Origin of the sequence: Enterococcus sp. 2201sp1_2201st1_C11_2201SCRN_220225 (assembly GCF_040925905.1) — a bacterium.
Lineage (GTDB): Bacteria > Bacillota > Bacilli > Lactobacillales > Enterococcaceae > Enterococcus_C > Enterococcus_C asini_A.
This window is the reverse complement of record NZ_JBCOJC010000009.1, coordinates 11,398-37,144: the sequence shown is the minus strand read 5'-3', so window position 1 is coordinate 37,144 and position 25,747 is coordinate 11,398. Positions and strand designations below refer to the sequence as shown.

Genomic DNA, 25,747 nt, shown 5'->3' with positions numbered 1-25,747 from the left:
ATATGGAACGTGCAATTTTTGCTGGAGGCTGTTTTTGGTGTATGGTTCAACCTTTTGATGAACATCCCGGTGTTTTTTCAATCGTTTCTGGCTATACGGGAGGACATACCAAAAATCCCACTTATGAACAAGTCCTCACTCATACTACAGGGCATACAGAAGCCGTAGAAATAATTTACGATCCAGAAGTAATGAGTTATGAAGATTTATTAGCCATTTATTGGCAACAGACAGATCCTACTGATGCTTTTGGCCAGTTTCAAGATCGAGGGGACAATTATCGCCCGGTGATTTTTTACTTAAATGAAGAACAAAGAAAATTGGCCCAAGAAAATCGGGAAAAATTGGCTCGCAGTGGTCGTTTTGATCAACCGATTGTGACTACGATTGAGCCAGCCCAGACGTTTTATCCTACAGAAGACTACCACCAAGATTACTATCGAAAACATCCAGAAAATTTTGCCCGCAATCACGCAAGAAGAGCGGCTTTTATGAAAGAGCATTGGGAGGAGCAAGCATGAGAAAGAGTTTTTATCAGTATTTACAAGCCGTAAAAGGGCCTAGTCACCAAGATGAAGCCCAAATTTTTGCCACTCATGCCAGTCATGACATTCAATTTCCAAAACACAGTGAGGATTATCATGAGATTTCTTCTTATTTGGAAATGAATGTGGATTACTTGCCTTCTATGGATATTTTTGACCGTATCTGGGCAAACTATTTGGAAAATAATAAATAAGAAAAGCAGTTTTCATGAAGGAGAAGTCTGTGAAAAAAGCAAAAAAATTTACCACGCCTCAGTTCGTTATAAGCTTGATTTTGGTAGCAGTACTCTTTGGTGCTGCCGGCTTCTTCTATGCTCAAATCCTTTTAACTAAACAAAAAAACAATGAGGATGAATTGGCTGCTGTCCATCAACTTTATGAGACGATTCAAGGAAATTATTATCAAGAAGTGGAGTCAAAAACTCTGATTCAAGGGGCACTAAAAGGCATGACAGAATCTTTAGATGATCCTTATTCTAATTATTTAGATGCATCTGGAGCGGAAGAGTTAGATCAGTCATTGTCTGATTCTTTTGAAGGAATTGGGGCCAGTTTGACCCAAAAAGATAACTGGCCTGTGATTGCTCAAACGCCCATTGCCGGAACACCTGCTGACAAAGCTGGCTTACAAGCCAATGATTTCATTTTAGCAGTAGATAATGTGACCACAGAAGGCTTAAGTTTAGATGAAGTCGTTGGAAAAATTCGTGGAAAAAAAGGTTCTAAGATTGCTTTAACGATTAAACGAGAGCAAGATACATTTGACGTCTCAGTAATTCGGGATGTGATTCCTGTGGAGACAGTTTATGGCAAGCTAGATGAAAAAGAACCAACAGTGGGTTATCTTCAGATTACTACCTTTGGGGAAGGAACTGCTGAAGAACTAAAGACTGCCATTCAAGATTTGCGAAAAAAAGGCGCAAAATCTTTTGTCTTAGATGTCCGTCAAAATCCCGGTGGCTTATTAGATGCAGTGCAAGAAATGGCCAGTATGTTTTTAGCCGATGGTCAAGTAATCGTCCAATTTGAGGATAACCAAGGAAACAAGACCAAAACCGTAGCTTCTGAAACATTAGATGGAGGCTTTAAAGTTAAAGAAGAGGTGGTCGTCTTGGTAGATGGGAATTCCGCTTCAGCAGCTGAAATCTTTGCAGCAGCCTTAAAAGAATCTGGTCAGCGAGAAATTATTGGCACCACAACTTTTGGCAAAGGAACGATGCAGCAAGTGGCAGATCTTGATGACGAGAGTGATTTAAAACTCACAGTGGCCAAATGGTTGACCCCAGACGGTACGTGGCTTCATGAAAAAGGATTAGAGCCGACAATTAAAGCTGATTATCCTAGCTTTGCTTATTTACCGCCAATCTCTAGAAGTGCTGATTACCAGCTTAATGATTCAGGACAAGAAATTGATTATTTGAATCAGTTTTTAGCGGCATTAGGCTATGAAACCAAGGGAGAGAAGTTTGATGAGACCACTAAAGACGCCATTGAAGCCATTCAGCAATCTCATAAGTTGGAAGTTTCTGGCGTACTCAATAAAGAGACTGCCGATGCCATTGAAGCTGAATTAACGGCTAGTCTAAAAGGGCAAGATTTTGCCTATCAAACCGGGGTGGCTAAATTAATCGAAGGAGCGGCAAGTAGTGACGAAAAAAGAAAAAATTGACCTCTTTTGGTCGGCAGTAAAATATTTGATTGTAGCTGTTGTTGCTGCGCTGTTAATTCGTGGCTTCCTTTTAATTCCCATTCCAGTAGTCGGTAATTCCATGGAAAGCACGTTGTCTCAAGGAGATATGGTGGTCATGGAGCGAATGACCCAGATCAACCGCTTTGATGTGGTGGTCTTTCGCCTCTCCAGTGGGACGACCTATATTAAGCGAGTGATCGGGATGCCTGGGGATACATTGCGCTACCAAGATGATCAACTTTACATCAATGACAAACCGGTGGAGGAACCGTTCTTAGCAAAGCAGTTAAAAGCCGATCATTTAGCCAATGATTTTACCAATGATTTTTCTTTAGCTGAACTTACCGGTGAGCAAAAATTAGGGGAGAACAGTTATTTTGTTCTCGGTGACAATCGACGGACTTCAAAGGATAGCCGTTCTTTTGGTGCCATTGACAGTAGTGATATTTTAGGAAAAGCGCGTTTTGTTTATTATCCATTGAAACATTGGCATCTAATATAAAGGGACCGTGACATAAGTATTCCCTAAATGATAAACAACGAACATTTAATTTTTATTGATAAAAAAGATTCGGATGATAAAAAATCGTGACAATTTTTGTGTCTTAGTCCGAAGAGAGGACATTACCATACGAGGTTACTACGCTCCTTTCAGTCGCCTAGTACAGTTGAACTAAGCAAAAATCGCTAAGTTCAACTAGCAATTACGCTGCCTTAGCTTGATGAAATCAAGGTTAGGCAGCGTTTAAGATTTTTAGCAATGAAAAGAAGGGTATCTTCCAATGATTTTTAATGGAAGATACCCTTCTTTTGCTTGCGTCTCACGTTTGGTATTGTTCGGTTCGTAGGATGGTGACCCAACTATTGTCACAGCCTGGTTTTTATATGGGAGAATCTATCTAAAATTTAGGCTGTTGTGCAAATTTTAGATGACACAATGTTATAAATAACGTTTATACTAGGTTTAAATAAATTATAGGAGTTGATCTTATGCGTGAAAATCATATTTTAGGTTCTCTTTCACATTTATCTCTTTTCTTTGCTCCCTTTCTTTTACCGCTACTTGTTTGGTTATTTACTGAAAAAGGGACTTTTAATCACAATGAAGCAAAACTAGCGTTAAAAATTCACATCTTACCAGTTATAATTACTCTGTTCTTTTTTGTTTCCCTTGGGGGGATTGGCTTATTTACTAACGATGCTACTGTAACTGGAACGGTAGGGATTCCAATGATCTTGCTTGTTTTGGTGGTAGATGTTGTGGCGGCAATTTACAGCTTGTATCGAGGAATTAAAATTTTAGTCGCATAGCTTAACTGGGATGAGGCATTAAGCCTTGTCTTTTTTATTAGAAAATGAAATGTGGTATACTTTATGGGATTTCAGATGATTGAAGGAAAAAATTATGGGGCTTATAAATCGTTATGGATTCTTGATTTTAATTGTGGCAGTGATTAGTGAACTGACCCTGCCTTTTGTATTAGGACATTTCGTGACTGGGTACAGTCAAATTGAAATGCTTATTTCTAGTTTAGGAGAGACCGGGGCAAAGACTCGAACGGCTTTTCGAATTTGGGAAATTGTCAATGGCTGTCTGTTTCTCTTAGCAGCTCCGGCATTTTATCAGCGTTTTGAGCCAACCTCAACAAAACTTGCCTTAGTATTAGCTGCTTGTCTAGTGCTTTTTGGTCTTGGAGATTGTATCATTACAGGAATTGTGTCCCGAGCAAAAGATGCCAGTGAGGTAGGCTTTTCCAGTTTGCTTCATAACTATGCTTCGGGTGCCGGTTTTGTAGCTCTTTTGTTGGGCACTTTTTTATTGATTGGCCTCTTTTATCTTGAAGGAAATTCCCCAATGGTGGTTACTTTAATCTTGGTCTTTGTTCTTTCAGGAATTTTTATGGTGCTCTTTGCTATGCCGAAAATCCCCTTATTAAACGCTTTTCAAGTGAGTCATCGCGGACTTTGGCAAAGGCTCAATCTATTTTTCTTGTATTTACCTTTTGTATTGGTCAGTTTAAAAAGCTTAGGGATCTTTAAAGGATAGGTTAATGATTTTTTGCAGTAGGACAAGGGGTGAAAGCGCTCCTTGTTTTTTTGTTTCAAAATAGAAAAAAGTTACTAACCTCACTAGTTACACTTAAGGAAATTCTCAATAATTCAGGGAAATCTCAAAAAGAACGATATCTATCTGTTCGGTGAATTGATTATACTTAAGACAAGGGTTTTCATTACGTTCAATACTGAAAGAGAGAACAAGGACGAAATATCAAATCAATGAAAATACTAAGGAATACAATCTGGGGCAGTGCTAACTGACTTATTTTATAACACGTTAGTAAGAGCATGTGCTTTTTATTTTTACAAAGGAGGGAGTTTTGGATGTGAAAAAGCGGGTTATTCTTTCGGTTTTTGGGTTGGTCTTATTGCTGGGGCTAGGGCTTGTTTTCCTCACTATAAAAAATAACTATACTTATCAAAATTTAATCGCTACTCCTAGCCAAGTACCCAAATGGGAAGCCGATGTGCGACCATTACAATCGGAAAAACAAGTTAAGGGGCAATTGCAAAAACTCAATCAAAAAAATGCGGGGAAAGAGGTTTCTTTAACCGATAGTAAATTTGTGGTGATTCCTGGACTAAGGGGAGCTTGGTCAATCGATCCTAAAAATGGCCAAGCAGCTTTTGGGACAGATTGGGTACCCCAAGGTTTGACTCAATCAGCAGATGACTATTACGTCAGTGTCTATGATGGAGATCATCACTTAAATTCCTTAATTTTTCAAATTGATAAAAAGAGTAAAAAATATGTCAAAACTTTGATTTTAAACTCCAAAGCTCATGTGGGTGGCATTACTTATGATGATGACCATCAGCGACTGATTTATTCCGATGATACCGATAAAATGGCGGGTTTTGGCTACCTTGATCAAGCAAGGATTGATGCTTATCAAGCAAGCCAACAACAAGCCCCCATTAAAAGTGAGAAAATCAATTGGCAATTAGGAATTCGTACATCGGCAATTACCATGTACCAGCAACAATTAATCGTGGCAAAATACGGCTTTCACCAAAATTATCGTTCGATTGTATCGATTCCTTTAAATAAGGCAGGATTTCCCCCAACAATTAGCGACCAAGGAAGCGAAATGCTAGCAAAAGTGGTGGATACTGCCGATAAAAAAACATTGGAGAAAGTTTTTATTGAATCCTTAATTAAATCTGGCTATATTAGCTCTTTTAATCACGGCTGGGATCGTATGCAAGGAATCTCATTATCAAAATCTGGCATTATGATTGTGAGCCAATCCAATGGACGGCGTCAAGGAAAATTATTGATTCGTTACCGGATGCCAGACCCTAGTCGTTGGGAGAAAATGAATTTGATGGGCATTGCAAAAGGTCCAGCGACAGTAGCGATTCCTCGGGCAGTTGAAGAAGTCAGTATTAATCGTGAAGAAACTGAACTAGCTATGATTTTTGAAAGTGGCGCTAAGAAATATCGGAAAAACAAGTACCCTTTTTTGCCACCAGATTATATGGATCGTATCTTAATTTTACCGATGCAAGTTACAAATGAGGCATGAGATGCAAATCGGCAAGTAATGGTGTATCTTAGCAGAAGAGTGTTTGGAAAGAATAAGTGGTTTTTAGGAAAGTGATAGGTGGTTGTGATGCACAAAATTGTATTATGGGTTAAAAAGCACAGTAAAATATTAAAAAATATTTTCTTGATGGCTGTGGTGGTCATTGTTTTTAGCGAATTGTTATCCATCAGTAAAACCATTTCCATAGTTCAACTCCGTCAAAGCTTTAGTGAAATTCCTTTTTATAAAATTATCCTCATGGCTGTGGTAGGTTTGGTGGCTGTTTTGCCTATGACGGGCTATGACTTTACATTGAATAAAATGCTGAATTTAAAGCATAAAAGAAGTTATATTTTGGAAACAAGTTGGTTGGTTAATACGATAAATAACTTAGCTGGTTTTGGTGGGTTAATCAGCATTGGCCTGCGCTCAGAATTTTATACTAAAGACAAAGAAGGCAAAGAAGTATTAGGAGCTTTATCGAAAATTTTATTATTTTTAGAAGCAGGACTATCCATTTTTAGCCTCCTTAGTTTTTGCTTGGTGATTACCGGACAAAGCAGTGCTTTTGTCAGCCAATATTGGCCTTGGTTAATCGGTGGGGGTCTTTATTTTCCCATTATTTACTTGTTTACCTTCTTTAAGAAAAAAGGTCTTTTAGGTGGACTTGCGGCGAAATATCGCTGGGAACTAACAGTCACTTCTTTTTTTGAATGGCTTGGAGTCGTGGTGACCTTTTATTTGATTGGGTATTTAATGGACTTGCCCATCTCTTTAGTAGATGTCTTGCCACTTTTTATCGCCTCTTCCATTATTGGGATCGTTTCTATGATTCCAGGAGCGCTAGGCTCTTTTGATGTGATGATGATTTTGGGACTGACTAATTTAGGTGTTCCCCGGGCAAGTGTCGTTGTTTGGTTGTTACTGTTTCGTTTGTTTTATTATGTGATTCCTTTTTTAATTGGTATTTTGCTGTTTTTCAAAAATCTTTGGAGCCAAGTGAATACTCGTTACTCTGATATTCCCCGCAATTTAACCTTAGAAATACTGCATAAAGTGGAAGTCTTTTTAATGTATTTTTCTGGCATTATGATTGTGCTTTTAGCAACGATTCCTCAAGGATTTACAGAAATTAGTTGGTTAAAGCAATTGAATTTCTTTCATTATCATTTGGTAGCGCAATTTCCTAATATCATTCTTGGCTTTTCCTTATTGATTATGGGGCGGGGAATCGCAGCTCAAGTAAAACGCGCTTATTTTCCTACGATATTCTTATTGGTGATTGCGATTATCTATACCTTGTCCTTTGGTCTAAGCTTAGCGGCAGTAGTCGTGCTGGCTGTTATTTTAGTCATGGTTTTCTTTTCTCGCAGTGAACTGTACCGGGAACAATTGGTGTATTCTTGGCAGTGGATGACCGTCGATGGCTTGATTATTGGCGCTTTGGCATTACTGTATGTAGCCATTGGCGTTTATAATTCTCCTGCTTTTCCTCATCACCGAAAAAGCCATCCGATTTCTTTCTTGATCTTTCCTTCCGAAAAATTATGGTTTGCCGGTTTACTTGCTATTATCGTGGTGGCAATGTTCATGTTGCTTTTCTTGCGTTATTTAGAAGGTAAAAAACAAAAAATCGGTGTCCCATTAGACGAAGCGCGAGTTTTACGAATTTTAGAAAATTACGGGGGCAATATTGCGAGCCAGCTAGTCTTTTTGGAGGATAAATCCGTTTATTTTTACAATGACGGCACAGAAGACACGGTTTTCTTCCAATTTGCTACCTATAATAATAAATGTGTGGTCATGGGAGACCCCACAGGTAAAGCCACTGACTTCAATGCTGCTTTGCGTCAATTTATCATTGAAGCAGACCAATGGTGTTACCAGCCTATTTTTTATGAATGCAATTCTACCAGCGTCACCACTTTACACGAGTTGGGCTATGACTTTATCAAAATGGGGGAAGAGGCCCTAGTAGGGTTGGCTGATTTTAGCACGGCTGGCAAAAAGATGAAAGGGACCCGTTCGGTGGTTAATAAAATCACCAAGGCAGGTTATACCTTCGAAGTCCTAGAACCACCTTTTGATGATACTTTGATGGCTACCTTAAAAGAGATTTCTGATTCTTGGTTAAAGGGGCGAAAAGAAAAAGGTTTTTCACTAGGATTCTTTTCAGAGTCTTATTTACAGCGAGGACCGATTGCAGTAGTGCGCAATCCCGAACAAGAAATTGTCTCTTTTGCCAATTTAATGCCTACTTATTCAAAGGAGATTGGGACCATTGATTTAATGCGCCACCACAGTGAAAAAGCTCCCTCTGGTTGTATGGATTTCTTATTTGTTCACCTTTTTGAATACATGAAAGAGGCCGGTTTTTCTTATTTTGATATGGGCATGGCGCCATTAGCAAATGTGGGACATTCACGAAAAAGCTTTACCCAAGAGCGCATTGCCAATTTAGTTTATGAATTTGGTTCTCGTTTCTATTCTTTCCAAGGATTGCGGGAATACAAAGAAAAATATGCCAGCAAATGGATACCTCGCTACACTTTGTATCATCGCGATAGCTGGATTGCTTATGTGATGATTGTGATTTTACTGGTGGACAATCAAGCGGTTAAAGTAAGTGAGGGAAAAAGAGCTCGTTGAGATTAAACCCAGATGCAAGGTGTAAAGTTTATAACTTTGTTTACAATTAATTATCTACCGCGAAGAGCTTTGTCCAACAGATGACGATAAAAGCAGTGATTATGGTGATTGGCTTTGTAGTAGTTATGTATCCAATGTGGCTGTTAACGAGATTGATGTAAAATAATTTTGTAAAAGAGACAGTAGTGTAAGCTGCTGTTTCTTTTTGTGTTTTCTGTAATTCTTTTGGAGATTATAAAATAAGTAAAGAAACTTTCTCTTTGGCAAAGACAGCATTTCAAATTATTGAATTTCATGCTAAAATCATAAGATGCTTGGTCATGATGTATTGACCGTAACAGTTACAGCCAAGAGCTTTAGAACAAACGTTAGTATCTTTATGAGTTCAGTCATCTAATAATGAAATCTCAAGAAAAATCAGTTCAAGTGATTTTTTGAATTTGTAGATAAAGTTGAAATTTAAGTATAATAATTTGCCCAAAATTGTATGGACAGATGGCAAATTTTGGGCAAATTCAACAAAATTAAGTGTAGCAAAGTGCTAGAAGCCTTGCTACATAAGGGAGGAATTACTATTTCAACCATACAATGGTTCCCGGGGCATATGAACAAGGCCAAACGGGAAGTGAGTGAAAAATTAAAATTTGTGGATATCGTTTTTGAATTGGTGGATGCTCGTTTGCCCATCTCTTCTCGTAATCCTTTATTAGATCAAATTTTGCAGCAAAAACCCCGTTTAGTTATTTTAAATAAAACAGATTTGGCTGATCCAAAACAGACCAAATTATGGCAGAATTGGTTCCAAGATCAAGGTTTTTTAACGGTGGGCATCAATGCTCATGAAAACAGTGCTACGAAACTAGTGGTAAATGCTGCCAAAGAAGTTTTAAAAGAAAAACGGGCAAAAGACAAAGCAAGAGGGCTGAAACCTCGTAGTATTCGAGCTATGGTGGTAGGTATCCCCAATGTGGGAAAATCCACATTGATGAATCGTTTGGTAGGTAAAAAAATTGCTCAGACTGGGAATAAACCTGGTGTTACCAAGGGTCAGCAGTGGTTGAAATCAGGCAATGAACTGGAACTTTTGGATACGCCGGGGATTTTGTGGCCGCGTTTTGAAGACCCGGCTGTCGGCAAAAAGTTAGCCTTAACCGGTGCCATTAAAGATCAACTCTTGCATTTAGATGATATTGCCATTTATGGCTTGGAATTCTTTTGTAAATATTATCCCGGGAAAGTAGCTCAACGCTATAAACTAGTTGATACTGCTGAGAGCTTGCCACCGGCAGAACTATTGATGGAAATCACCGCAAAACGAGGCTATAAAGATGATTATGATCGAGGTAGTGAATTGGTAGTAGTGGAGATTCGTCAAAATAAACTAGGCCCCTTTACTTTAGATCGCTATGATGAAGGAGGCCCAATCGCTCATGAGTGAGGCTATTAAAGACATTAAGTTTAAGCTAGAAAATGTGCATGATGTTAAAGACGAGTACTTATTAGCTTTAGCACAAGATACTCGATTGGGTGTGCAAAAACTAGTCCAGCAAACTCAAAAGCGTCTAGCCAAAGAAGCCGCTTTACTAGACAAATACCAGGAGATGATGGCCTTTGAACAGCCTCTCTTAGCACAAGGGCACCGCTTTATCGCGGGCATTGACGAAGTGGGGCGTGGGCCATTAGCAGGTCCCGTGGTGGCTTGTGCGGTGATTTTGTCACCGGAGCATCCCGTTTATGGCTTGGATGATTCAAAAAAGTTGTCTGCTAAACGTCGAGGAGAGCTCTTTACTCAGATTCAAGAAAATGCCCTAGGAATTGGTATTGGTGTAGTTGAACCAGCTGATATTGATCGGTTAAATATCTATCAGGCTAGCCGCTTGGCAATGAAAATGGCGGTGGAAGAATTGCCGATTCCCCCAAGTTATCTCTTATTAGATGCGATGACCATTGACTCGGACTTGCCACAAGAAAAAATCATCAAAGGAGACGCGAAGTCGGTATCCATTGCGGCAGCCAGTATTGTAGCCAAAGAAATGCGGGATTCACTGATGAAAGAATACCATAAACAATATCCTTATTATGGCTTTGATCAAAATGCGGGCTATGGTACCAAGGTTCATTTGCAAGGCCTACAAGAACACGGAGTTACCGACATTCACCGTAAGTCTTTTGCGCCGGTAGCCGCTTTGTTAAATTAAATATTTTGCCTTCTTTTCACGAACTTTCTGATAGATTGTTCACGGAAAGAAGGTTTTTTTATGGAACAAGCATTATTGATGCGTTTGGCATTGTGCCAAGAATTAGGCATTCAAAAAAAGTGGCAGTTATTACATTATGCTAAAAAATGTGGCAAAGAAAATTTGACTTTTCATGAATTACAACGTTTATTTGGCTATCAGCGCTTTTCGCCAAATTTGGAAAGTAGTTGGCAGTCTTTAGCCGGAGATGGTTTGGCGAAACGTCTAGGCAACCAAGACTATCTCACCATTGATTCGCCTTTGTATCCAGAGCAGTTACGTCATTTGGCTTATCCGCCACTGGCTTTGTTTTACGCCGGACGCAAGGAGCTATTACAAAAGCGGTTATTGGCTTTTGTAGGAGCACGGGATGCTTCTAGCTATGGTTGCAAAGTAGTGGCAAAGTTTGTCCCGGAAATGGTAGCTGCAAATTATGTGATTGTTAGCGGCGTGGCAAAAGGCATTGATAGTTGCGCCCATGAAGTGGCCATTAGCAATCAAGGGTTTACGATTGGTGTTTTAGGCAATGGCATCGATGTCTGTTATCCCGCTGAAAATCGTCGTCTTTATGAAATCTTAGCGTCAGAGCAGCTCTTAATCAGTGAATACCCAGCTGGTGTGGGGCCTAGAAAATATCATTTTCCCCAGCGAAATCGGATTATTGCCGGTCTTTGTCAAGGATTGTGTGTGGTGGAAGCAAAAGCGCGCAGTGGCTCATTGATTACCGCCCAACAAGCATTAGATGCTGGGCGAGAAGTTTTTGCGGTACCGGGAGATGTATTATCCGGTCGCCAAGATGGCTGCCACAGCTTAATTCAAGATGGAGCCAAGTGCGTGTTTCGGGTTCAAGATTTGCTGGAAGAATTGCCGGAATTTTAGAAATTTATTCGACCTTCCTTGACAAAGTATTTTTGAATCGCTATAGTTAGCTACGATTATTGGTTCATGAAAACTGCCCATACTATAGTAGGAATAGGAAGGAGCCATTCATTTTTTTATGGCATATAAATATTTAGTAATTGTAGAGTCTCCCGCAAAAGCGAAGACGATTGAGAAATACCTTGGCCGCAATTATAAAGTGGTGGCCAGTGTTGGTCATATTCGGGACTTGCCGAAAAGTAAAATGGGGATTGATACGGAAAATAACTACGAGCCGCATTATATCTCCATTCGTGGGAAAGGAGACGTTATTAAAAGTCTCCGCAGCGCTGCGAAAAAAGCACAAAAGGTTTATCTCGCAAGTGACCCGGATAGAGAAGGGGAAGCCATTGCTTGGCATTTGGCTCATTTATTAAACTTGGATTTAGCCGATAAAAATCGAGTGGTCTTTAATGAAATCACCAAAGATGCGGTGAAAGCAGCCTTTAAAGAACCTCGGAGTATCGATTTAGACTTAGTTGATGCTCAACAAGCCCGGCGAATTTTGGACCGTCTAGTGGGATATTCCATCAGTCCAATCCTTTGGCGCAAAGTCAAAAAAGGCTTGAGTGCCGGACGTGTCCAATCCATTGCAGTGAAGATGATTATTGACCGGGAAAAAGAAATCCGGGCGTTTATTCCTGAAGAATACTGGAGCATTGACGGGAACTTTAAGAAAAAGACGAAGAAATTTAAGGCGAACTTCTGGGGGTTAGATGGCAAAAAGAAAAAATTGCCTCACGGGGAAAGCATTAAAGAAATTACTGACCGTTTGACGACTAAAGACTTTGATGTGACCAAAGTCGAAAAGAAAGAACGGAAACGTAACCCGGCACCACCATTTACCACTTCTAGTTTGCAACAAGAAGCAGCGCGAAAAATCAATTTCCGGACGCGGAAAACCATGATGGTAGCCCAACAGCTTTATGAAGGGATTGCATTAGGCAAACAAGGCACGGTGGGTTTAATCACTTATATGCGGACGGACTCAAAACGAATTGCCGATTCTGCCAAAGCAGAAGCCGCAGATTTTATTACCGAAACCTATGGAGCGGAATTTTCCGCCCATGGCAAGGTCAAAGTCAAAAATGCCCAAGGAGCTCAAGATGCCCATGAAGCGGTGCGGCCAACAAGTATTTTGCGCACACCGGATGCTGTGAAGCAATACTTGGATAAAGACCAATTAAAACTTTATACTTTAATTTGGTCACGCTTTGTAGCCAGTCAAATGACGCCAGCTATTTTAGATACCATGAAAGTCACTCTGGAACAAAACGGAGTCACTTTTATCGCCAATGGTTCAAAAGTTAAATTTAAAGGTTTTATGTCTGTCTATATTGAAGGTACTGACGATGGCAAAGAAGAAAAAGAAAATCTATTGCCAGAGTTAGTCGTAGGCGATGTGGTGCAGTCGGTTTCTATTGAACCAAAACAACACTTTACTCAGCCACCAGCTCGTTATTCTGAAGCCACGTTAATTCGAACTTTGGAAGAAAAAGGTGTTGGGCGACCTTCCACCTATGCACCAACCTTAGAGACCATTCAACGGCGTTATTATGTGAAATTGCAACAAAAACGCTTTGAACCTACCGAACTGGGGGAAATCGTCAACACGATTATGGAAGACTTCTTCCCTCAAGTAATTAATACGAGCTTTACTGCGGAAATGGAAACCGACTTGGATAAAGTTGGTGCTGGTCAAGAAGACTGGGTGGCAGTAGTCGATCGCTTCTATCGACCATTTGAAAAAGAATTGACAGAAGCCGAAGAAAAAATCGAAAAAATCCAAATTAAAGATGAACCGGCAGGCTTTGATTGCGAACTATGTGGTCATCCCATGGTGATTAAATTAGGCCGCTTTGGTAAATTCTACGCTTGTAGCAATTTCCCAGAATGTCGCAACACAAAACCAATCGTCAAAGAAATCGGTGTAACGTGTCCGGTTTGTCATGAAGGCCAAGTCATCGAACGGAAATCCAAGAAAAATCGGATTTTCTATGGCTGCTCTCGTTACCCAGACTGTGATTTCACTTCTTGGGATAAACCTGTGGGCCGGGATTGTCCGAAATGTGGCAAATACTTGGTGGAAAAGAAAGTCAAGGGCGGCAAGCAAGTAGTCTGTGTCAATGGAGATTACGAAGAAGCGGTCCAAAAATAAAGAAAAGCTGTCCGAATGAGGGCAGCTTTTCAACCTTATCAATAGAAAAGAGGAATTTCATGAGTCAATCAGTTAACGTAATCGGTGCCGGATTAGCCGGCAGTGAAGCGGCTTGGCAAATTGCCCAAGCAGGTGTGCCAGTGAATTTATATGAAATGCGTCCGGTGAAATCTACTGAAGCCCACCATACGGATCATTTTGCGGAATTAGTCTGTTCTAACTCTTTGCGAGGAAACAGTTTAGCCAACGCTGTGGGAGTCTTAAAAGAAGAGATGCGCCGCTTGAATTCAGTGGTGATTACTTCAGCCGATGAAACAGCAGTCCCTGCTGGAGGCGCATTGGCGGTGGATCGGGATCGTTTTTCTGCTTTAATCACAAAAAAAGTCAAAGAGCATCCATTGGTAACGGTGATTCATGAAGAAGTTACTGCGATTCCAGAAGGGATTACGGTAATTGCTTCCGGTCCTTTAACCAGTTCTGCTTTGGCCCAGGCGATTCAAGAATTCAATGGATCAGAAGGATTTTATTTTTACGATGCCGCAGCGCCGATTATCGAAAAAAATTCCATTGATATGGACAAGGTTTACTTGAAATCCCGTTACGACAAAGGAGAAGCTGCTTACTTAAACTGTCCAATGAACAAAGAGGAGTTTGAAGCCTTTCGTGAGGCACTACTAACTGCTGAAGTTGCGCCATTAAAAGAATTCGAAAAAGAAAAATACTTTGAAGGTTGTATGCCCATTGAAGTAATGGCAGCAAGAGGCCCTAAAACGATGCTCTTTGGTCCGATGAAGCCAGTAGGACTGGAAGATCCGAAAACAGACAAACGTCCTTATGCGGTGATTCAATTACGCCAAGACAATGCGGCCGCTTCTTTATACAATATTGTCGGATTCCAAACTCATTTAAAATGGGGGGAACAAAAGCGGGTTTTCCAAATGATTCCCGGCTTGGAAAACGCCGAGTTTGTCCGGTATGGTGTGATGCACCGCAACAGCTTTATGAATTCTCCAGAGTTATTGGAACAAACTTATGCTTCAAAAAAACGGAGTGATGTATTCTTTGCTGGTCAAATGACCGGTGTAGAAGGTTATGTGGAAAGCGCGGCTAGTGGTTTAGTAGCTGGGCTAAATGCGGCTAAATTAGCAAAAGCTGAAGCACCGATTACTTTTCCTAAAGAAACGGTCATCGGCAGTATGGCGTATTACATCACCCATGCAGCAGGAAAACATTTCCAACCGATGAATGCGAACTTTGGTTTGTTGCCAGAGTTACCCGAACGGATTAAAGACAAAAAAACGCGCTATGAAACGTTAGCCAATCGGGCATTGGCAGCTCTAGCTGAAACAAAATACTAGTCTACAAAAGGGTCGGGTTTCATTCTCGTCCCTTTTTTGTGTGGTCTTGAGCTAAATCTGGCAGAAAAGGCAGGCCAATTAGTGATAGTGAAGGGATTTGTGACGAATAAGAAAGGAGTGATTTTTAAGGTAAAGTCGAAATAGTAAGAATTGTTAAAAAAACGAAAACAATTTAGCTTTTTTTTAACAAAAATAAGACAAGTCGTGATATAGTGTTACAGGCGCTAAAATCCTGACATGCAGATGATAGAAATAAGCTCCCGGTTTCACTGGAAAGAAGAACTTCCAGTGTCTTTTTTCGACAAAATAGGGAGAATTTTGGGAATTGTGAACGAACTTTGAAATATTAGGTAAATTCTGACAATTAAATTGTTTTTTTTAATTTGTTATGTTACAGTATTCTCGTGCCAGAAAGAGGTGGACTTTCGACCATGAATTGGCCCAGTGAATTTTATCGTTATTTAGAGGTTGAAAGGGGATACTCAAAAAAAACAATCGAAGCTTATTCTCGGGATTTTCATGATTTTCAAGTGTTTTTAAATGATTCAGGAAACCCGGATTATTTGAAAGTAGATCATCGTGATGTGCGGGTTTACTTGGCTTATTTAAATGACCAAGCCTACAGTCGCAATACTATCAGCCGTAAAATTGCCAGTTTGAGGTCTTTTTACCAGTATTTACTCCGTGAAGAAGTAATTGAGGAAAATCCTTTTACCTATGTTCACTTAAAGAAAAAAAATGCAAAACTTCCGCGTTTTTTTTACGAAAAGGAAATGCAGGCATTATTTGATGCGGTATCAGGCAATACGCCCTTAGATTTGCGCAATCGCAGTCTTTTAGAGGTATTGTATGGTTCTGGCTTGCGGGTTAGTGAGTGTGCCAATTTAAAGCGATCTGACATCGACTGGTCAGGTGAAGTTCTTTTGGTTTTAGGTAAGGGGAATAAAGAACGCTATGCTCCTTTTAGTCACCATGCCAAAGAAGCCTTAACGGAGTATTTGGAAGTGGGGCGTCCTAAATTAATGAAGAAAACGGATCATGACTATGTTTTTGTAAACAGTCGCGGCGGCGCATTGACCTCTCGGGGAGTGGAATACATCCTTGATCAAGTGATTAAAAAAAGTAGTTTGGACAGCCAGATTCACCCCCATATGCTGCGGCACACCTTTGCGACCCATTTATTAAACAACGGCGCAGATATGCGTACCGTGCAAGAGCTTTTGGGGCATGTAAATCTTTCTTCTACTCAGATTTATACCCACGTTACCAAAGAAAGCTTACAAAAAAATTATCGTCACTTTCATCCTCGAGCGTAATCTTACGCAAGGATTGGTTTTTATTTAGAAAATGGAGGCAGTTACGTATGGAATCACAATTTCATTCCACCACGATTTGTGCAGTGGAAAAAGATGGACACTTTGCTATGGCAGGAGATGGCCAAGTTACCATGGGAGAATCCGTGGTTATGAAAGGCACTGCTCGTAAAGTTCGCCGCATTTACAACGGGGAAGTAGTAGTGGGCTTTGCTGGAAGTGTGGCCGATGCTTTCACGTTAGAAGAAAAATTTGAAGGCAAATTAAATGAATACAATGGCAATTTGCAACGGGCAGCGGTGGAACTAGCCCAAGAGTGGCGGACGCAACAGTCGATGCAAAAGCTAGAAGCTATGTTAATCGTCATGAATGATAAAGAAATGCTCCTAGTTTCAGGAACAGGAGAAGTTATTACCCCAGACGATGGGATTTTGGCCATTGGTTCTGGAGGAAACTACGCTTTGGCTGCCGCTCGTTCGATGAAACAGTACGGGGGAGATTTATCTGCTAAAGAAATTGCGGAAAACTCTTTAAATATTGCAGCGGATATTTGTGTCTTCACTAATCACAATATCATCGTGGAAGAAACCAAGTAAGGAGAGTTACTATGTCGACAATGAATCAAACGCCAAAAGAAATCGTCAAAGAACTAGATCAATATATTATCGGTCAAAATGCTGCTAAAAAAGCGGTGGCTGTGGCTTTGCGCAATCGCTATCGCCGGCAACAATTAGATAGTGAAATGCAACAAGAAGTTACGCCTAAAAATATGTTGATGATTGGACCTACTGGGGTAGGGAAAACAGAAATTGCCCGTCGTTTGGCAAAAATTGTGGATGCTCCTTTTATTAAAGTTGAAGCCACTAAATTTACGGAAGTAGGTTATGTGGGACGAGATGTGGAGTCCATGGTACGGGATTTGGTGGAAAACGCCATTCAAATCGTTCGCAAAAAACAATACAGCCGGGTTTACTCCCGGGCGGTTAAAAAAGCCAATCGTCGCTTGGTGAAGGTTTTGGTTCCGGGCATTAAAAAGGAACAAAAGAAATCTGTTAATCCTTACGAACAAATGATGAGCATGTTTAACGGAGGAGCCCAAACTGAAGAACCAAAAGAAGAGTTGACAGAAGAAATCAAAGTCAATCGACAAACGGTTTTTGAACAATTGGAAAAAGGTCTTTTGGATGAACGGGAAGTTACCATTGAAGTGGAAGAACCGAAAACGCCTGCTCCAATGAACAACGGTTTGGAACAAATGGGCATTGATTTAAATGAAACACTAGGGGCCCTAAAACCTGCGAAAAAACAAGAGCGCACGGTTACGGTGAAAGAAGCTCGAGAACTTTTAGTTCAAGAAGAATCTGCTAAATTGGTCAATGACGGGGATATTCACAGTGAAGCCATTGCTTTAGCTAGCTCAAACGGGATTATCTTCATTGATGAAATTGACAAGATTACTTCTAAGTCCCAACAATCTGCTGATGTTTCCAGAGAAGGAGTACAACGGGATATTTTACCGATTGTGGAAGGTTCTCAAGTCAACACGAAATACGGTGTGATTCAAACAGACCACATTCTCTTTATCGCCTCAGGAGCCTTTCATGTGTCCAAACCTAGTGATTTGATTCCTGAATTACAAGGGCGCTTCCCGATTCGAGTGGAATTAAACGATTTAACTGCAGAAGACTTTACGAAGATTTTAACAGAGCCAAACAATGCTCTGATTAAACAATATATCGCTTTGTTGGCTACAGAAAATGTTCAAGTAACCTTTACCCAAGAAGCCTTGGCAAAAATTGCGCAAATCGCCTTTGATGTGAACCGGGATACGGACAATATCGGTGCTCGGCGCTTGCACACGATTTTAGAAAAACTGTTAGAAGACTTGTTGTTTGAAGCACCGGATATGCAAATGGCTCAAATCACCATTACGGAAAGTTATGTGGATGATAAATTAGCGGCAATTGTATCCGATCAAGACCTTAGCCGGTTTATTTTGTAAGAGAGAGTGGAGAAGAAAATGGAATCCTTATTAGAAAAAACACGTCAAATCAATGAATTACTGCAACAAAAAAATACCTTTGATATGAAATCAGACCTGCCTTATGACAAGATGGCGATGATTTTAGGGGATGTTTTGGATGCAAACAGCTATATTATTAATAACGAAGGAACGTTGCTTGGTTTTAATGAAAAGCACGATGTCAATAATGACCGCGTGAAAAGCATGTTTGTAGAAAAACAATTTCCTAAACAATATACCGATGCATTGGACCATCTAGGCAAAACCGAAGCCAATATTTCCATTAATAGTGATATGACGGCATTTCCTGTTGAAAGTCGGGAACAATTTCCTAATGGTATAACCACCGTTGTACCGATGTTTGGAGCCGGAGAACGTTTAGGGACGATTATCTTAGCTCGCATTGATGCGCCTTTTACGGATGAGGATTTGGTTTTGGCAGAATACAGCGCTACCGTGGTAGGGATGCAATTCTTGTATCAAAAATCCCGTCATATTGAAGAAGATGTGCGTAGTGCTACTGCGGTACAAATGGCGATTAATACATTGTCTTATAGCGAATTAAAAGCTGTCCAAGCAATTTTTGAAGCTTTGGATGGGGATGAAGGACGATTGACGGCATCTAATATCGCTGATAAAATTGGTATAACTCGTTCTGTAATCGTCAATGCTTTGCGAAAACTAGAATCAGCAGGGATTATCGAGTCTCGCTCACTAGGAATGAAGGGGACTTACTTGCGAGTCTTAAACGATCGCTTCAAAGAAGAATTAGAAAAACACAATTATTAATCATCGTTGACGTTTATTGAATTGTTTGTGGTGGAAGGTAAGGTTAATAAAAGAGCAGGAGGCTTAGAGGGTATGACAGTAACGATTGAAAATGGACAGTTAATTGCAAAGATTGCCGAAAAAGGTGCTGAATTGCAGAGCTTGAAAAGTCGTAGTGAAAATCTGGAATTTATTTGGCAAGCAGATCCTGAATATTGGGGCAAACATGCGCCAATTCTTTTCCCGATTGTCGGCGCATTAAAAGAGGGACGCTATACGTATGAAGGCCAGGAATACCAGCTGTCTCGCCATGGATTTGCCCGGGATATGGAATTTACTGTGACTCATCAGACAGAAGACTCTGTGACAATGCTCCTAGTTGCTGATGATGCGACTCGAGCTGTTTATCCTTTTGAATTCGAGCTTTCTGTTCATTATGAATTGGCAGGAGAAGGCTTGCAAGTGCGTTATGAAGTCAATAATCCCAGTCAAAGGGAAATGCTATTTTCCATTGGGGGTCACCCGGCGTTTAATGTGCCCTTAAGTCCCGAATTAAGCTTTGAAGATTATTACTTAACTTTTTCGCCAATGAAATCTCGGATTGAGTTGCCTTTAGCTGGGGATTTAATCAATATAAGTCAGCGAACTCTAGGAGCGACCAATACCAACTTGCGCTTAACCCACGATCAATTTTCAAAAGATGCTTTGATTTATGAAACAAAAGGACTCACGAGTATCACCATCGCCAGTGAGAAATCTCCTCACAGCGTTTCAGTTGCTTTTAACAATATGCCTTATGTAGGGATTTGGACGCCTTATCCTAAAGAAGCACCTTTTCTTTGCATCGAACCATGGGCTGGGGTGGCAGATACTGTGGATGCTACCGGGGAATTATCCGAAAAACTAGGTATTCAACGTCTAGCTCCTGGGAAAAAATATCAAACGAAATATGCGATTATTGTCAAATAATCACATTATACTAGCCAAAAAAAGCTACTCTCAGCTTTCCTGTGAAAAACTGAGAGTAGCTCTTATTTTTGGTATTGATTGGGTATGATTGCTATTTTCTATTTTCTATTTTTGATTCAAACCAAAGGGGACGCGATTTTCTGTCCCTTGTTTAATACGTTGGATATTTTCCCGATGACGGATAAAGATAAAAATCGTTACCCCCGTGGCAATCAAAGTCAACAGCCAGTTGTGCTCAGGTAAAATCAGTGGCCAAATAAAGGGTAAAACCACAGTGGATACAGTCACTAAGACGGCGGCAATCATACTGGATAAGGAAACCATACTGGTGATAAAAAGACAGATTAAAAAGAGGACTACGGAATACAAAAAGAATAAAGGGCTAAAGGCTAATAACATCCCGGCACTAGTCGCCACGGCTTTTCCGCCTTTAAAACCGGCAAAAACAGGAAAAGTGTGACCCAATATGGCAAAGACCCCAAACCATAGTGGGTTGATATTATCTAAGTGAAATAGGCTAGGGAGTAAGGTTGCCAAAGTACCTTTTAAAATATCCATGGCAAGGACAATGATGCCGGCAGGTTTACCGAGGACGCGGAATGTATTGGTAGTACCGGAGTTGCCACTGCCGAACTCGCGAATATCTTTGTGGTAAAATAGCTTGCCAATCCAAACACCGGAAGGAATTGAGCCGAGCAAGTAGGCGACAGCTAATAAAATAACGATTTTCATATAAAACCTCTTTTCTGAACTAGAGCAATTTTAGCATGAAACCAGATAAGGGACAATACAACTTCAGGTTTTCTCTTTTTTTCCGGGGGAATATGAAGTATTATAATATGTGGCCTTTTGGCGCAGACCAGAAAAAGGAGAGTTTGCTTTGGCGAAATCAACGAATAAAAATGAATACAACGACGCCTCGATTCAAGTCTTAGAAGGATTAGAGGCAGTACGCAAACGTCCCGGGATGTACATAGGTTCCACGGATAGTCGGGGCTTACACCACTTAGTTTATGAGATTGTAGATAATGCGGTAGATGAAGCATTGTCCGGTTTTGGCAATCATATTGAAGTTATTTTGAATAAAGACAACAGCGTTACTGTAGTGGACAGTGGCCGGGGGATGCCAGTGGGGATGCACGCTTCAGGGATTCCTACTGTGGAAGTGATTTTTACGGTGCTTCACGCCGGTGGAAAATTCGGTCAAGGAGGCTACAAGACTTCCGGTGGACTTCACGGTGTAGGGGCCAGTGTAGTAAATGCGTTGTCTAAATGGTTAACGGTAAATATCGTTCGTGACGGTGTGGAATACGAAGAACGCTTTGTTGACGGCGGCAAGCCTCAAGGAACATTGAAGAAAATCGGCAAAACCAAACGGGCCAATGGGACTAAAGTTACTTTTTTGCCTGATGATACGATTTTTACTACTTTGAATTTTTCCTATGATATTTTGGCGGAACGCTTGCGGGAATCGGCTTTCTTATTGCGAGGAGTGAAAATCACTTTAACTGACTTGCGGGAAGCAGAAGAAAAAACCGAAGTCTTTCATTATGAAGAAGGCATTAAGGAATTTGTAGATTACTTAAATGAAGAAAAAGATACATTGACACCGGTGATGTATTTCAGCGGGGAAAAAGAGGGCATCGAAGTCGAAATCGCCTTTCAGTACAATGATGGCTATTCCGAAAATATCCTGTCTTTTGTTAACAATGTGCGGACCAAAGACGGCGGTACCCATGAAGCTGGCTTAAAAGCTTCCATGACCAAAGCCTTTAATGAATATGCCCGCAAAGTTAACCTTTTAAAAGAAAAAGACCGCAATTTAGAAGGTTCCGATTTTCGTGAAGGGTTAGCGGCGGTGCTTTCTGTGCGCATCCCGGAAAATCTTTTGCAATTTGAAGGACAAACAAAAGGAAAACTAGGAACCCCCATCGCCCGGAATGCTGTGGATAGCGTTTTAGGCGAACAATTGGGCTTTTATCTTCAAGAAAACAGCGAAATGAGCCAAATGTTGGTCAGAAAAGCCGTGAAAGCCAGAGAAGCTAGAGAAGCTGCTCGCAAAGCTCGGGAAGAAAGCCGCAACGGGAAGAAACGGAAAAAAGGAGAATCCTTATTATCCGGTAAACTAACTCCCGCTCAATCGCGAAACCCTAAGAAAAACGAACTGTTTCTGGTGGAAGGAGATTCCGCCGGAGGGAGTGCCAAACAAGGGCGGGACCGGAAATTTCAAGCGATTTTGCCATTGCGGGGAAAAGTAATCAATACCGAAAAAGCCAAGATGCAAGATATTTTGAAAAATGAAGAAATCAATACCATGATTTATACCATTGGCGCTGGCGTTGGGCCAGAATTTGCCATTGAAGACGCCAACTACGATAAAGTCATCATCATGACCGATGCGGATACCGATGGCGCTCATATTCAAGTTTTGTTGTTGACTTTCTTTTATCGCTATATGAAACCATTGATTGAAGCCGGTCGCGTGTATATCGCATTGCCGCCACTGTATAAGGTGTCTAAAGGCACTGGCAAAAAATCGGTATTGGAATATGCTTGGACGGATGAAGAATTGCAAAGTGTGATTCAAAAAGTTGGCAAAGGCTATATGCTCCAACGCTACAAAGGTCTTGGGGAAATGAATGCCGAACAGCTGTGGGAGACCACCATGGATCCTGAAACCCGGACATTGGTGCGGGTTCGAATCGATGATGCAGCCCAAGCAGAACGTCGGGTGACCACGTTAATGGGGGATAAAGTAGAACCAAGACGAAAATGGATTGAATCCCATGTGCAGTTCACCTTAGAAGAAGACGGTAGTATTTTAGAGAAAAAAGAAGAAACTACTTTTACACCAGAGCCAGAAAATACGGCTACACCAGAAACAGAAATCAGCTTGTTTGATTTGGATTAGGCCTAGATTTTTGCCTAGAATGGAGGAGCTTTTTTGGAACACAATCACAGCATTCAGGAGCTAACCCTAGAAGAAGTTATGGGAGATCGCTTCGGTCGCTATTCAAAATATATTATTCAAGAACGGGCATTACCGGATATTCGTGACGGCTTAAAACCGGTTCAACGACGCATTTTATTTGCCATGAACAAAGACGGTAATACTTTTGACAAGGCCTTTCGTAAATCGGCGAAATCCGTGGGGAACATCATGGGGAATTACCATCCCCATGGGGACAGCAGTATTTACGAAGCCATGGTGCGCATGAGCCAAGATTGGAAATTGCGGGAAGTCTTAATTGAAATGCACGGCAATAACGGGAGTATGGATGGTGATCCCCCTGCTGCCATGCGGTACACAGAAGCCCGTCTGTCCAAGGTCAGTGAAGAACTTTTAGCAGACATTGAAAAAGAAACCGTGGATTTAGTTTGGAACTTTGATGATACAGAAAAAGAACCCACTGTCTTGCCTGCGCGTTACCCAAATCTTTTAGTCAATGGGTCCACAGGGATTTCTGCCGGTTATGCCACAGAAATTCCCACTCATAATTTAGCCGAAGTCATTGATGGTACGATTTATTTGATTGATCATCCTAAGGCTACCTTGGAGAAAATCATGGAATTCATCCCGGGACCGGATTTTCCCACGGGGGGAATTTTACAAGGGGCCGCTGAGATTAAGAAAGCTTACGAGACTGGTCGAGGCAAAGTGATTTTGCGTTCGGTCACTGATATTGAAACCTTAAAAGGTGGCAAAGAGCAAATCGTCATCACAGAAATTCCTTATGAAGTCAACAAAGCTACCTTAGTCAAGAAAATGGATGAAGTGCGCTTAAACAAAAAGATTGACGGGATTGCCGAAGTTCGGGATGAATCCGATCGGACGGGCTTACGCATTGTAGTGGAATTGAAAAAAGAAGCCAATGCAGAAGGTATTTTAAATTATTTATTTAAAAATACAGAGTTACAAATTAATTACAACTTTAATATGGTGGCCATTGATGAAATGCGTCCTCAACAAGTGGGGCTTTTGCGAATTTTAAACAGTTATATTGCCCACCGAAAAGAGGTAATCACCCGGCGTAGTCACTTTGAATTGAAAAAAGCCCAAAAGCGACAACATATCGTAGAAGGCTTGATTAAAGCTTTGTCGATTTTAGATGAAGTGATTGCCACTATTCGCGGGAGTAAAGACAAACGAGATGCGAAAAACAATTTGGTTATGGAACATGGTTTTACCGAAGAACAAGCCGAAGCCATCGTAAACTTACAGTTGTATCGTTTGACCAATACGGACATTACCGCTTTAAGAGCAGAAGCCGAAGAACTGGCTGCTACCATTCGTAGTCTCCATAAGATTTTAGGCGACGAACAAGAACTATTAAAAGTTATCAAGTCCGAGTTGCGCAGTGTGAAAAAACAATACGGCAATCCTCGCTTAACCAAAATTGAAGCAGAGATTTCAGAAATTAAGATTGAAACAGAAGTCTTAATTCCGGCTGAAGAAGTAGTGGTGTCAGTAACCCATGAAGGTTACTTGAAACGCAGCAGTCTTAGAAGTTACCAAGCTTCCAAACCAGAGGAGTTGGGGATGAAAGATGGCGACTTTGTGCTTTACACCGGTCAGGTCAACACCTTAGATCACTTGTTACTGGTCACCAATAAAGGCAATGTGATCTATCGGCCCATTCATGAACTCCCTGACTTAAAATGGAAAGAAATCGGCGAACACATCAGCCAAACCATGTTAAGTCTTGCCATAGATGAGTCAATTTTGGCAGTCTTCCCTTATAAAGAGTTAGACCCGAATAAACAGTTTGTCTTGATTTCTAAAAATGGTCAAATCAAACAAACAGCCATGACTGAGTTTGAACCGTGGCGGACCTATAAGAGTCGTCCATTGACCATGATGAAATTAAAAGAAGCTGAAGATGAATTAGTGGCAGTCTATTTAGTGGCTGCTGATGAACCATTGGATGTTTTTCTAGTCAGCCATCGTGGCTTTGGACTGCGCTATGCTTTAAATGAAGTCCCTGTGGTAGGGCCAAAAGCAGCCGGCGTAAAAGCCATGAACTTAAAAGACGACGACTATGTGGTTAATGGTCTTTTAGTCTTGTCTGAAGGGGATACACCGGTAGTAATTGTCACTCAGCGTGGCGCCGTTAAACGAATGCTTGCCCAAGAGCTAAATGCCCTAGGTCGAGCAAAACGAGGTTTGATGGTCTTGCGAGAGTTGAAGAAAAATCCTCACCGAATCCTTTATATGGGGTCAGGAGAAGACAAAACCCTTCTTTTACAAAACCAAAAAGGCCAATTAAAAGAAGTTGTTACCAACCAAGTGCCAATTGGAGAGCGTACTTCTAATGGCTCCTTTGTTTTAGACGAAAAAGAAGGGGGCAGTGTGATTAACGTCCATGAATTAGTGAACCCTGCCTTGCCGAAAGAAGATTCTGTTATATAAATTTATTGGAAATGGCCACCTGTATTGATACAGATGGCCATTTTTTGTATGCTTGTGAAAAGTCTTTCGATAACAGGGATGCCTAAAAAATAAAGAAATCACAAGTGGATATCCTTGATTTA

At 40.8% G+C, this 25,747-nt stretch carries 21 protein-coding genes; 20 read left to right on the top strand and 1 reads right to left on the bottom strand.

The window, feature by feature from the left end; translation table 11 throughout:
* Positions 1 to 2: 2 nt before the first annotated feature.
* The 18 genes from msrA to AB5754_RS04040 all read left to right on the top strand — a co-directional run bounded on the left by msrA (position 3) and on the right by AB5754_RS04040 (position 20,215).
* Positions 3 to 521 carry a peptide-methionine (S)-S-oxide reductase MsrA gene (gene msrA, locus AB5754_RS04125; protein ID WP_368252264.1) on the top strand — a complete coding sequence of 173 codons (519 nt, stop codon included), beginning with the start codon at positions 3 to 5 and terminating at the stop codon, positions 519 to 521.
* Positions 518 to 739: a YozE family protein gene (locus tag AB5754_RS04120; RefSeq protein ID WP_368252265.1), complete on the top strand. Its 222-nt coding sequence runs from the start codon at positions 518 to 520 to the stop codon at positions 737 to 739. Before msrA ends, AB5754_RS04120 begins: the two co-directional genes overlap by 4 nt.
* Positions 740 to 768: 29 nt before the next feature.
* Positions 769 to 2,214 (top strand): S41 family peptidase, encoded by a 1,446-nt coding sequence (locus tag AB5754_RS04115; protein WP_368252266.1) that lies wholly within the window; start codon positions 769 to 771, stop codon positions 2,212 to 2,214.
* The gene (gene lepB / locus AB5754_RS04110) at positions 2,192 to 2,737 is read left to right on the top strand and encodes a signal peptidase I (RefSeq protein ID WP_311833298.1); all 546 of its coding nucleotides are present in this window, start codon (positions 2,192 to 2,194) and stop codon (positions 2,735 to 2,737) included. The genes AB5754_RS04115 and lepB overlap by 23 nt, the downstream gene beginning before the upstream one ends.
* Before the next feature lie 488 nt (positions 2,738 to 3,225).
* Positions 3,226 to 3,546, top strand: a complete 321-nt coding sequence (locus AB5754_RS04105) for a DUF4870 domain-containing protein (RefSeq protein ID WP_368252348.1) — start codon at positions 3,226 to 3,228, stop codon at positions 3,544 to 3,546.
* A gap of 94 nt (positions 3,547 to 3,640) precedes the next feature.
* On the top strand, positions 3,641 to 4,282 hold the full coding sequence (locus AB5754_RS04100) for a DUF998 domain-containing protein (RefSeq protein ID WP_368252347.1): 642 nt from the start codon (positions 3,641 to 3,643) through the stop codon (positions 4,280 to 4,282).
* A 331-nt stretch (positions 4,283 to 4,613) separates the two neighbouring features.
* The gene (locus AB5754_RS04095) at positions 4,614 to 5,822 is read left to right on the top strand and encodes a hypothetical protein (RefSeq protein WP_368252346.1); all 1,209 of its coding nucleotides are present in this window, start codon (positions 4,614 to 4,616) and stop codon (positions 5,820 to 5,822) included.
* Between the two features lie 87 nt (positions 5,823 to 5,909).
* Positions 5,910 to 8,471: a bifunctional lysylphosphatidylglycerol flippase/synthetase MprF gene (mprF, locus tag AB5754_RS04090; protein WP_368252345.1), complete on the top strand. Its 2,562-nt coding sequence runs from the start codon at positions 5,910 to 5,912 to the stop codon at positions 8,469 to 8,471.
* A 574-nt stretch (positions 8,472 to 9,045) separates the two neighbouring features.
* Positions 9,046 to 9,909 (top strand): ribosome biogenesis GTPase YlqF, encoded by an 864-nt coding sequence (gene ylqF / locus AB5754_RS04085; protein ID WP_368252349.1) that lies wholly within the window; start codon positions 9,046 to 9,048, stop codon positions 9,907 to 9,909.
* Positions 9,902 to 10,669 (top strand): ribonuclease HII, encoded by a 768-nt coding sequence (locus AB5754_RS04080; protein WP_368252343.1) that lies wholly within the window; start codon positions 9,902 to 9,904, stop codon positions 10,667 to 10,669. The genes ylqF and AB5754_RS04080 overlap by 8 nt, the downstream gene beginning before the upstream one ends.
* A 60-nt stretch (positions 10,670 to 10,729) precedes the next feature.
* Complete coding sequence (gene dprA / locus AB5754_RS04075; RefSeq protein ID WP_368252342.1) at positions 10,730 to 11,587, top strand: DNA-processing protein DprA; 858 nt, start codon at positions 10,730 to 10,732, stop codon at positions 11,585 to 11,587.
* Positions 11,588 to 11,705: 118 nt separating this feature from the next.
* Positions 11,706 to 13,784 (top strand): type I DNA topoisomerase, encoded by a 2,079-nt coding sequence (gene topA / locus AB5754_RS04070; protein ID WP_311833306.1) that lies wholly within the window; start codon positions 11,706 to 11,708, stop codon positions 13,782 to 13,784.
* Between the two features lie 59 nt (positions 13,785 to 13,843).
* Positions 13,844 to 15,142: an FADH(2)-oxidizing methylenetetrahydrofolate--tRNA-(uracil(54)-C(5))-methyltransferase TrmFO gene (gene trmFO, locus AB5754_RS04065; RefSeq protein WP_368259474.1), complete on the top strand. Its 1,299-nt coding sequence runs from the start codon at positions 13,844 to 13,846 to the stop codon at positions 15,140 to 15,142.
* A 431-nt stretch (positions 15,143 to 15,573) separates the two neighbouring features.
* Positions 15,574 to 16,458: a tyrosine recombinase XerC gene (gene xerC, locus AB5754_RS04060; protein WP_368252255.1), complete on the top strand. Its 885-nt coding sequence runs from the start codon at positions 15,574 to 15,576 to the stop codon at positions 16,456 to 16,458.
* 47 nt (positions 16,459 to 16,505) lie between these two features.
* Positions 16,506 to 17,051, top strand: coding sequence for an ATP-dependent protease subunit HslV (hslV, locus tag AB5754_RS04055; RefSeq protein ID WP_311833309.1), 546 nt, complete (start codon positions 16,506 to 16,508; stop codon positions 17,049 to 17,051).
* A gap of 11 nt (positions 17,052 to 17,062) precedes the next feature.
* The gene (hslU, locus tag AB5754_RS04050; protein WP_368252254.1) at positions 17,063 to 18,457 is read left to right on the top strand and encodes an ATP-dependent protease ATPase subunit HslU; all 1,395 of its coding nucleotides are present in this window, start codon (positions 17,063 to 17,065) and stop codon (positions 18,455 to 18,457) included.
* A gap of 18 nt (positions 18,458 to 18,475) precedes the next feature.
* Complete coding sequence (codY, locus tag AB5754_RS04045; protein WP_368252253.1) at positions 18,476 to 19,267, top strand: GTP-sensing pleiotropic transcriptional regulator CodY; 792 nt, start codon at positions 18,476 to 18,478, stop codon at positions 19,265 to 19,267.
* Positions 19,268 to 19,339: 72 nt separating this feature from the next.
* Positions 19,340 to 20,215: an aldose 1-epimerase family protein gene (locus AB5754_RS04040; RefSeq protein WP_368252252.1), complete on the top strand. Its 876-nt coding sequence runs from the start codon at positions 19,340 to 19,342 to the stop codon at positions 20,213 to 20,215.
* A 105-nt stretch (positions 20,216 to 20,320) separates the two neighbouring features.
* On the opposite strand, the gene plsY is transcribed toward AB5754_RS04040, so the two are convergent.
* On the bottom strand, positions 20,321 to 20,947 hold the full coding sequence (plsY, locus tag AB5754_RS04035; protein WP_311833313.1) for a glycerol-3-phosphate 1-O-acyltransferase PlsY: 627 nt from the start codon (positions 20,945 to 20,947) through the stop codon (positions 20,321 to 20,323).
* 148 nt (positions 20,948 to 21,095) lie between these two features.
* Here plsY and parE point away from each other — a divergent pair, with 148 nt between their 5' ends.
* Both parE and parC read left to right on the top strand, forming a co-directional pair.
* Positions 21,096 to 23,126, top strand: a complete 2,031-nt coding sequence (gene parE, locus AB5754_RS04030; RefSeq protein WP_368252251.1) for a DNA topoisomerase IV subunit B — start codon at positions 21,096 to 21,098, stop codon at positions 23,124 to 23,126.
* A 33-nt stretch (positions 23,127 to 23,159) separates the two neighbouring features.
* Positions 23,160 to 25,625, top strand: a complete 2,466-nt coding sequence (gene parC, locus AB5754_RS04025) for a DNA topoisomerase IV subunit A (RefSeq protein WP_368252250.1) — start codon at positions 23,160 to 23,162, stop codon at positions 25,623 to 25,625.
* Positions 25,626 to 25,747 lie beyond the last annotated feature (122 nt).